Here is a 9,247-nt window from a genome sequence, read left to right as displayed (position 1 = left end):
CAGGGAAGACCCGGGGGCTCCGCCCCAGACCCCGGTCCTCAAATGCCGGACGGCTGAAAGACCACACCCCGGCGGGGCTGGAAGTTCCAGCCCCGCCGGGGTGGTGGTCGGTGGCCCGGCGGATCGGTGGGGTTACACCGCCGACTCCGGGGTTATGCGGCTTCGGACCGCCGACTGGACGTCTTCTTCCTCTGCCGGGTCGGCTGCCAGGCGGCGTAGGCGGGGGGCCACTCGGGCGTCGGCCGTTTCCGCGTGGCGGGCGGCCACCTCTCGGGTGGTCTCCTCGCAGTCCCAGAGGCACTCGACGGCGAAGCCCGCCGCGAAGGAGGGGTCCGTCGCGGCCAGGGCCCGTGCGGCGCGGCCGCGGAGAGCGGAGGAGGCCGTCTCGCGGTAGACGTGGCGCAGGACGGGGGCCGCACAGGCGATGCGGAGCCGGCCGGCTCCGTCGACCAGGGTGAACAGCGGCGTCGAGTCCGGGCCGGAGCCGCGGACGGTGGAGCGCAGGGCGCCGAGGACCAGAGGGGCGTCCTCGATTCCGCCGCGGGCCGCCAGGAGGGTCGCTGCGGCCGTTCCCAGGGCGTCGGGACGCTGGACCCAGCTCCGGGCCCGCTCGACGGCGGCAGGGCCGCACATGCGCTCGTAGGCGGCTACGGCCGGCTCGTCGCCGGCGGCTTCGATGAGGTCCAGTACGGCCGGGTTCTCCGGCTCGGCAAGGACCAGGTGGTGCAGCGCGGTGGCGCGGGCGGCCTCTCCGGATGACCCGGCGGCGGCAGCCAGGATCGCGGAGCGGTCCTCGGGGGTGGCCACGGCGGCGAGGCAGCGGGCGGCCGGGACGTGCAGGGGGGTGCCCCGGCGCAGTCCGTCGGCGGCCCAGTCGAAGACGGCCTGGACGCCCCAGCCGGGCTGGGGGCCGCGCGGGGTGAGCTGGCGCTGCCAGCGGTCGAAGGAGCCCTGTTGGCGGGCGGCGCGCAACCGCTCGGCGTACGCGTTGGGTTCCGGCGCCTCTTCCCACAGGCACCAGGGCCTGGGCTCGTAGGCGTCGCGGACGGCGGCGGCGAGCCGCGCCTCGCCCTCGGCGGTGGCGGGGAAGCGGGCGAGGACGGGGGCGGCCAGTGAGCGCAGCCCCTCGTCGTCGTCGCGCAGGGCGAGCTCGTCGAGGGCCCAGGCCCAGTTGGCACCCGTGGCGGCGTAACGACGCAGCAGCATGAGCGCGTCGTCGCGGCCGTACGAGGCCAGGTGGCCCAGGACGGACAGGGCGAGGCCCGTGCGGTGGTCGTCCTCGTCGACGAGGTCGTCGACGCTGAAGAGGTGGGCCTCGATCTCGCCCAGGGGGCCGTCGAGATCCAGGTACAGGCGTGCGTAGTACAGGGAGCGGTTCTCGACCTGCCAGTCCTGGCGCGGATCGCCGGCCACGCAGTGGTTGAGCGCCGCGAGGGCCTCGGACCTGGGCGCCGCGAGTGCGTGCAGCGTGCCGTCGCCGCGGCCGCGCTGGAGGAGCCCGAGCAGGGTGCCGCTCGGCGCTATGACTGGTTCGAACATGGGAATGGCCTCAAATCAAGCTGGGGACGCAACCGGGAATCGGAATTCACAGGGCCGCGTAACAGCATGCGAGGACGTCCGCCGTCAGGTTCCGCTCGATGTAGACCATTGCCTTCTCACTCTCGTCGGTGCTTCGCGGCCAGGGCGGCGGTCCCCCGGCAGGAGTGGGGGTCGGACACCCGTTGTGTCCTGCCCGCTCCTGCCCGTCCGTCCTGTCCGCGAATCGAATCCGACGCCATGATGACCCAGGCGGTTTGTGCGCCGCGACCACATTTAAGGCCGCCGTGACCAACCCGTGAGGTCTGGACCAGCCCAGAACCGGCCAGGGAGCGGCCAAAACCGGACTACTTGGCTCCGAAAAGCTCCAGCAGGTCGGCCTTGGCGAACATGCGGGCCGTGTCCACAGCGGAGGGCGTTCCGGCGTTCGGGTCGGCGCCGCCGGCGAGCAGCGCGCGGATGACGGCCTCCTCGCCCTTGAAGACCGCCCCGGCGAGCGGGGTCTGGCCGCGGTCGTTCGCGCGGTCGGCCTCGGCTCCGCGGGCCAGCAGGGCCGTGACGGCTTCGGCGTGTCCGTGGTAGGCGGCGAGCATGACGAGGGTGTCGCCGCGGTCGTTGGTGAGGTTCGCCGGGACGCCCGCGTCTACGTACGCGGCGAGGGTCTCGGTCTCGCCCCGACGGGCGAGGTCGAAGATCTTGGTGGCCAGCTCGACGACGTCCTCGTCGGGAACGCCCGGAGAGTCCTGGGAGGCCTGGGAGTCCTGGGAGCCGTTCTCGACGTGCTCACTCATCGGTCGTACCGCCTTTCACGGGCAGGGCTGCGCACGGCACTGCGTCCGTACGGGTGAAGCGTCAGAGTAGCGCCCGGACCTGCACATGAGAGGCGCGGGCCGAGGCAATGATCACCTTGCGGCTCGCGTGCCCCCGACCCGCCAGGCGCGCCAGCCGGGATGGGCCGGTCAAGTGAAAGATTGCTGGATTCACCCGTATGCACCTTTTATCGCATTGATACTTCCTGTGAGCCTGGAAGAACTGATGGTGACTGTCCCCACCCACCAGGAGAACTGACTCATGGTCCTGTCCATCTCAGGTGTCGTCCTGCTCGGCATCATCTGCTTCCTGTTCTTCAAGAAGGACGGCATGAAGCTGACGCACGCGTTCGTGTGCGCGCTCTTCGGCTTCTTCCTCGCCGGCTCCGCCATCGCCCCCAGCATCACGGCGAGCACGGCGAGCCTCGCGAGCCTTCTCGGCGGGATCAAGCTCTAGCGCCCGGCCCCGGCACCCCACCCGAAGCATCCACAACTCCAGGAGACGCCCGTGGCCCGGCGCCCACTTCCCCGCATCCTCAGCAGCGGCACCGTGTCGCTGACCCGGGGCCGCGACTTCGCTCGCACGGCCGCCGACAGCGCCACGGACGTCCTCCATCCGCTCCTCACCATCGGACGCGGCCTGCGCGTCCTGGCCTCGGCCGGACGTCGCAAATGGTGCGACACCCCCAAGGACAAGCGTGGTCCCGCGCTGTTCCTGGGTGCCGCTTGCGTCCTCGTGGTCGCGCTCGTCCCCTACGGCCCGCTCACCGCCCTGATCACCCTCATGGCGGCGGCGGCCTGGCAGGGACGCGACCGCACCCCGGTGAAGACCGGGCCCAGCGATGCCGAGACCGAACGGCTCGGCTCCCTCTACGAAGCCCTCGTGCCGTACTTCTCCATCCCGGAGGACCCGAGCCCCCTCTTCGCCCACGGCGGGGAGTGGGACAAGGCCTTCAGCGGCTACGAGTTCGACGAGGCGGGCCGCGTCACCCGGCTCCACATCCGCTACCCGGCCTACTTCACCGATGGCGAGGCCGCGTCACGGGCCCGGATCGAGGCACTGCTGCACGCCAAGTCCGGGCGCGGACGGGAGTATCTCTTCGACTGGGACGAGGAGGGCAACCAGCTCGACCTGAGCGTGCTGGCGGCGCTGCCGACAGGTATCGCCGCCCAGCCTTTCGTCACCTCCCCGGGTGAGACCGTGCTCGGCTTCACCGACCCCGGCAGCGTGCAGCGCACCCTGCCCGTCCTGGACGGCGACGAGCCCCGGGACATGCCGCCGGTCATCTGGCGCACCGGCTCCCGTTCCGCCGAACCCCATCTGCTGGCCGTGGGCCAGCCCGGCAGCGGTACGTCCACGCTGCTGCGCTCCATCGCGCTGCAGGCCCTGCGGCACGGGGGCCAGGTACTGATCGTGGAGGGCGGCGGCAGCGGCGAGTACTCCTGCCTCTCCGGCCGCGCCGGCGTCCTCGCCGTGGAGTGCGGGCCGACCGGGGCGCTGGCCACCCTGGAATGGGCCGCCCGGGAGACCGAGCGGCGCCTGATCGCCACCCACCGGGCCCGCGAAGCCGGCCGGCCCGCCCCCGAGGACACCCGGCGTCCGCTCTGGATCCTGCTCGACCGGCCGAGCGTGCTGGCCCACCTGGCCACCGCCGAGGGTGCCCCCGACCCGATCGCGCAGCTCCAGGTGCCGCTGCGGCACGGGCGCGCCGCGCACGTCACCGTGGTGGTGGCCGAGCAGTTCGACCACCTGGAGCTGCTGAACGACTCCGTCTGGCAGCACACGAGGGCCCGGGCGGTGCTCGGAGCCGCCACGATCCAGCAGATCTCCGACGTACTGGGGCTGCCCCCGCACACCACGCCGACGGCCGTACTGCCGCCGGGGCGGGGATACGCCCGGCTCGGCGCCGGTCCCGTGCACCGGCTCCAGGTGCCGGCCACCCCGGACCCGTACGACGACGCCACCCACCCGGGACACCGGCAGGCCGTACTGGACCTGCTGCCCGAGCGGCAGGCGCCGCCCAAGCCCGTCCCGGACCACGTCACCCTGGGCAAACCGCTGCACATCGTCCAGGCACCCGCCCAGGCCCAGGGCCCGGCGATCGACGCCTCGGAGATCCCCGAGGTCCCGGCGGACGCCCCGTAGGACGCGTCGGGTCCGGTGCTCCGACCAGCCCGGCCCTACGCGACGAAGGTGCGCGGCGGCTCCGCCCCGCCGCCGCCCGCTCCGGTGGCGACCAGCCGGGCCGCGGCGGCCAGTCGGGCGGCCGCTTCCTCGGCCACCGGGCCGCCGACGGTGAACGGGAGCCTGACGTACCCCTCGAAGGCCCCGTCAACACCGAACCGGGGCCCCGAGGGAACCCGTACGCCCACCCGCTCCCCCACCTCGGCCAGCCGGGAGCCGGAGAGCCCTCCCGCGCGGGCCCACAGGGTCAGGCCGCCGAGCGGGACCCGGAACTCCCAGTCGGGCAGCTCCCGGCGGACCGCCGCCACCAGCGCGTCCCGGTTCTCACGGGCCTGGTCGCGGCGGATCTCCACGGCCTGCTCCCAGCCTCCGGTGCGCATCAGCCAGTCCACCGCGAGCTGTTCCAGCACGGGCGTGCCCAGGTCGGCGTAGGCGCGTGCGGCCACGAGGCTGCGGATGACGTCGGGGGCCGCGCGGACCCACCCGATGCGCATGCCGGCCCAGAAGGCCTTGCTGGCGGAGCCGACGGTGATGACGGTGGAGCCGCCCGGGTCGAAGGAGCAGACGGGGCGGGGCATCTCCAGCGCCGGGTCGAGCTGGAGCTCGACCATGGTCTCGTCGGCGACGAGGACGGTGCCGGCCGAGCGGGCCGCGTCCACCAGCGCGCGGCGCTGCTCGTCGGAGGCCAGGGCCCCGGTCGGATTGTGGAAGTCGGCGACCACGTAGGCGAGGCGGGGGGCGGAGTCGCGGAGCACCTGGCGCCAGACGTCCATGTCCCAGCCGGTCAGCCCCTCCCCCATGGCGACGGGCACGAGGCGGACGCCGGCGGCGCGCATGAGCTGGAGGATGTTGGCGTAGGACGGGGATTCGACGGCGATCCGCTCTCCGCGCCCCGCGAAGAGGCTGCAGATGGCGTCGATGGCGCCCATCGCGCCCGTGGTGACCATGATCTGCTCGGGCATGGTCGGGATGCCGCGCTCGGTGTAGCGGTCGGCGAGCATGCGGCGCAGCGCGGGCAGCCCGGCCGGGTAGTCCCCGTGGGTGTGGGCGTACGGCGGGAGTTCCTCCAGGGCGCCCTGGACGGCCTTGGTGAGCCAGGGCTCGGGGGCCGGGAGGGCGGCGCAGCCGAGGTCGATCATCGAGCCGAGGGACTCGGGGGGCAGGGGCTCCAGGCCGCGGGCCGGCATGGGGTTGCCGGCGGGCACCGAGGTCCAGCTGCCCGCGCCCCGCCGGGATTCGAGGAACCCCTCGCCGCGCAGGGCCTCGTAGGCGGCGGCGACCGTGGTGCGACTGACGGAGAGGGCCACGGCCAGCTCCCGCTCGGCGGGGAGCCGGGCGGCGACGGGGATGCGGCCTTCGAGGACGAGCAGGCGGATGCCGTCGGCGAGCGTGCGGTACGCGGGCAGCTTGCGCCCGCCGGGCACGGCGGCCCGGCCCTGCTGGGAGGTGATGAGCCGGCCGAGCTGTGCGGCACCGACGGCCGAGGTCCACTGCGCCATGCGTTCGGGTCCACCTTCGTGAAATTGGCCCCTGCCGGCCCCTTGGGGGCGGCATTGGATCGATCCTTGGGGTCCAGAGTGCCACGGAGTGGCCGCAGGCCGGGGCTCAGGGGGCCACTGAGGGAGCGAAGAGGGCCACCGGGGGCCTGGGCGGGGCGGGCGTTCACCGGCCGGACACGGGGGCGCTCCCGGCCCGGCGCGGGCAGGGGGCATACTGCCGCGGTGACGCACGTACGCCTACCCCACCCTTATCTCGACCACCCGGGTCCGATCCCCTTCGCGCACCGCGGCGGGGCCGCGGACGGTCTGGAGAACACCGCCACCGCCTTCCGGCGGGCGGCCGCCGCGGGCTACCGGTACTTCGAGACCGATGTGCACGCCAGCGCCGACGGCAAACTGGTCGCCTTCCACGACGCCACCCTGGACCGGGTCACCGACGGGCAGGGGCGCATCCGCGAGCTGCCGTGGAGCCGGCTCCGCGAGGTCCGGGCCGGCGGCAGCGAGCCCCTCGCGCTCTTCGAGGACCTGCTGGAGGAGTTCCCCGACGCCCGGTGGAACGTGGACATCAAGGACGAGTCCGCCGTGCACCCGCTGGTCGCCCTGATCGCGCGGACCGGGGTCTGGGACCGGGTGTGCGTGGGCTCCTTCTCCGAGCGCCGGGTCGCCCGGGCCCAGAAGATCGCCGGCCCCCGGCTGGCCACCTCGTACGGGGTGGCGGGGGTGGTCGGGCTGCGGCTGCGGTCGTACGCGATCCCCGCCGCGCTGCGCGCGGGTGCGGTGGCGGCGCAGGTGCCGGAGACCCAGGCGGGCATCCGCGTGGTGGACCGCAGGTTCGTGCGGACCGCACACGAGCGGGGGCTCCAGGTGCACGTGTGGACCGTGAACGAACCGGAACGCATGGAGGCTCTCCTGGACCTGGGAGTCGATGGCATCATGACCGACCGGATCGACATCTTGCGCACGGTGCTGGACCGGCGCGGAGCCTGGGCCTGACCGGCCCGTTCGGCTGCGCGCCCGGTGGCGGCGGCCGCAGCGGTACGGGGACCAGCGAGGGGGCACCGATGAGTGCGCAGACGACGGAAGACGCGGAACCGGGGGCCGAGGACGGCAGAGCCGCCGCGGCCGCGCGCAAGCGCGAGCAGCGCGGCTGGTACTTCTACGACTTCGCGGTGTCCGTGTACTCGGCGAGCGTGCTCACCGTGTTCCTCGGGCCGTACCTCACGTCGATCGCCAAGGCCGCGGCGGACGCCGAGGGCTTCGTGCATCCGCTGGGCATCCCCGTGCGGGCCGGTTCCTTCTTCGCCTACACGGTGTCCGCCTCGGTGATCCTGGCCGTGCTGCTCATGCCGCTGGCGGGGGCGGTCGCCGACCGGACCGGCCGCAAGAAGCCGCTGCTGGCCGTGGCCGCGTACACGGGAGCCGCGGCGACGGCCGGCATGTTCTTCCTGGCCGGCGAGCGCTACCTGCTGGGCGGACTGCTCCTGATCGTCGCGAACGCCTCGCTGTCGGTCTCGATGGTGCTGTACAACGCCTATCTGCCGCAGATCTCCACGCCGGACGAGCGGGACACGGTCTCCTCGCGCGGCTGGGCCTTCGGATACACCTCGGGCTCGCTGATGCTCGTGATGAACCTGGCGCTCTACATGGGCCACGACTCCTTCGGTCTCACCGAAGGCATGGCGATCCGCATCTGCCTGGCCTCCGCGGGCCTGTGGTGGGGGGCCTTCGCGCTGATCCCGCTGCGCCGGCTGCGGGACCGCGCCGTGGTCCGGGAGCCGGGCGCGGCCCCGGCCGTCAGCGGCTGGAAGCAGCTCGTCGCCACCCTGAAGGACATGCGGCGCTACCCGCTGACCCTGTCGTTCCTGCTGGCCTACCTGATCTACAACGACGGCGTGCAGACGGTGATCTCCCAGGCCTCGATCTACGGGTCGGAGGAGCTGAAGCTGGAGCAGTCCACCCTCATCGGGGCGATCCTGCTCGTACAGGTCCTCGCGGTGGCCGGTGCGCTGGGGATGGGCCGGCTGGCCCTCCGGTACGGCGCCAAGCGGACGATTCTCGGATCGCTGGCGGCCTGGGGCCTGACGCTGGCCGCCGGATACTTCCTGCCGGCCCGGACTCCGGTGTGGTTCTTCGCACTCGCCGCGATGATCGGACTGGTGCTGGGCGGCAGTCAGGCGCTGTCGCGCTCGCTGTTCTCGCACCTGGTTCCGGCGGGCAAGGAGGCCGAGTACTTCTCGGCGTACGAGATGAGCGACCGGGGGCTGAGCTGGGTGGGGCCGCTGGTTTTCGGGCTCACGTACCAGGTCACGGGCAGCTACCGGGACGCGATCATCTCGTTGGTGGTCTTCTTCGCACTGGGTTTCGTGCTGCTCGCCCGAGTGCCGGTGCGGCGCGCGGTGGAGGCGGCGGGGAATCCTGTACCCGAGCGGATCTGACCGGGGATCCGACGCATCCGACGGATCCGAGGGGTCACAGCCGCGCGAATTCGGAACGAATTTCGACGTTCAAGCTAAGGGCCGGTAGTGTACGCCTTTGGCCTGCCAGGCGGACCGTTACTGCGTGCTTATGAAGTGAAGACGTTGGGTGACATCTGCTGCCAGATGTGACAAAACGGGCACTGGTGGGTACAACAAGGGGCGGTACGACGGGCGACGCATGACCCGGAGCGGGAATCTATACCGCCGACCGGACGTTGACCGGATGACGACGACAGCGACACCTGTCCTGTGGGCGACAAGCCCGGGAGGCACGATTCATGAGTGAGCGAGCTCTCCGCGGTACGCGGCTCGTGGTTACCAGCTACGAGACGGACCGCGGCATCGATCTGGCCCCGCGCCAGGCGGTGGAGTACGCATGCCAGAACGGACATCGATTTGAGATGCCGTTCTCGGTTGAGGCAGAAATTCCGCCGGAGTGGGAGTGCAAGGCGTGTGGCGCCATGGCACTCCTGGTTGACGGGGATGGGCCCGAAGAGAAGAAGGGCAAGCCTGCGCGAACGCACTGGGACATGCTCATGGAGCGGCGCACCCGCGAGGAGCTGGAGGAAGTGCTGGCCGAGAGGCTGGCGGTCCTTCGTTCCGGCGCCATGAACATTGCCGTGCATCCGCGCGACAGCCGCAAGTCCGCCTGACAGCCGGACGCCACACAGCGGCAAGCAGCACCCGCAGCACCGTAAGACAGCACGAAGCCGAGGGGCCCCACCACACAGTGTGTGGTCG

Annotated in this window: 8 protein-coding genes; 5 read left to right on the top strand and 3 right to left on the bottom strand. The window is 72.3% G+C overall.

Annotation, left to right across the window (positions count from 1 at the left end; all coding sequences use genetic code 11):
• Window positions 1-132: 132 nt before the first annotated feature.
• Both ACFVX6_RS40040 and ACFVX6_RS40035 read right to left on the bottom strand, forming a co-directional pair.
• A complete protein-coding gene (locus tag ACFVX6_RS40040; RefSeq protein ID WP_389699514.1) occupies window positions 133-1,539 on the bottom strand; it encodes a HEAT repeat domain-containing protein in 1,407 nt (468 codons plus the stop codon).
• A 344-nt stretch (window positions 1,540-1,883) separates the two neighbouring features.
• The gene (locus tag ACFVX6_RS40035; RefSeq protein WP_389699513.1) at window positions 1,884-2,327 is read right to left on the bottom strand and encodes an ankyrin repeat domain-containing protein; all 444 of its coding nucleotides are present in this window, start codon (window positions 2,325-2,327) and stop codon (window positions 1,884-1,886) included.
• Window positions 2,328-2,607: 280 nt separating this feature from the next.
• On the opposite strand from ACFVX6_RS40035, the gene ACFVX6_RS40030 reads away from it, so the two are divergent.
• Both ACFVX6_RS40030 and ACFVX6_RS40025 read left to right on the top strand, forming a co-directional pair.
• Complete coding sequence (locus tag ACFVX6_RS40030) at window positions 2,608-2,802, top strand: hypothetical protein (protein WP_007262923.1); 195 nt, start codon at window positions 2,608-2,610, stop codon at window positions 2,800-2,802.
• 51 nt (window positions 2,803-2,853) lie between these two features.
• The gene (locus ACFVX6_RS40025; RefSeq protein WP_389699512.1) at window positions 2,854-4,491 is read left to right on the top strand and encodes a hypothetical protein; all 1,638 of its coding nucleotides are present in this window, start codon (window positions 2,854-2,856) and stop codon (window positions 4,489-4,491) included.
• Between the two features lie 35 nt (window positions 4,492-4,526).
• Here ACFVX6_RS40025 and ACFVX6_RS40020 read toward each other — a convergent pair whose 3' ends face one another.
• Window positions 4,527-6,029 carry a PLP-dependent aminotransferase family protein gene (locus ACFVX6_RS40020; RefSeq protein WP_389699511.1) on the bottom strand — a complete coding sequence of 501 codons (1,503 nt, stop codon included), beginning with the start codon at window positions 6,027-6,029 and terminating at the stop codon, window positions 4,527-4,529.
• 222 nt (window positions 6,030-6,251) lie between these two features.
• Between ACFVX6_RS40020 and ACFVX6_RS40015 the strand changes: the two genes are divergently transcribed.
• The 3 genes from ACFVX6_RS40015 to ACFVX6_RS40005 all read left to right on the top strand — a co-directional run bounded on the left by ACFVX6_RS40015 (window position 6,252) and on the right by ACFVX6_RS40005 (window position 9,159).
• Entirely contained in the window at window positions 6,252-7,022 is a 771-nt protein-coding gene (locus tag ACFVX6_RS40015; RefSeq protein ID WP_389699510.1) for a glycerophosphodiester phosphodiesterase, read from the top strand.
• Between the two features lie 68 nt (window positions 7,023-7,090).
• Window positions 7,091-8,464 carry an MFS transporter gene (locus tag ACFVX6_RS40010; protein WP_389699509.1) on the top strand — a complete coding sequence of 458 codons (1,374 nt, stop codon included), beginning with the start codon at window positions 7,091-7,093 and terminating at the stop codon, window positions 8,462-8,464.
• Window positions 8,465-8,784: 320 nt separating this feature from the next.
• Window positions 8,785-9,159, top strand: coding sequence for an RNA polymerase-binding protein RbpA (locus ACFVX6_RS40005; RefSeq protein WP_007262928.1), 375 nt, complete (start codon window positions 8,785-8,787; stop codon window positions 9,157-9,159).
• The last annotated feature ends 88 nt before the right edge of the window (window positions 9,160-9,247 follow it).

It is taken from the genome of Streptomyces sp. NPDC058289 (genome assembly GCF_042880975.1).
GTDB lineage: Bacteria > Actinomycetota > Actinomycetes > Streptomycetales > Streptomycetaceae > Streptomyces > Streptomyces stoeckheimensis.
The sequence above is the reverse complement of the archived record's forward strand: the minus strand, read 5'-3'. Positions and strand labels throughout refer to the sequence as shown.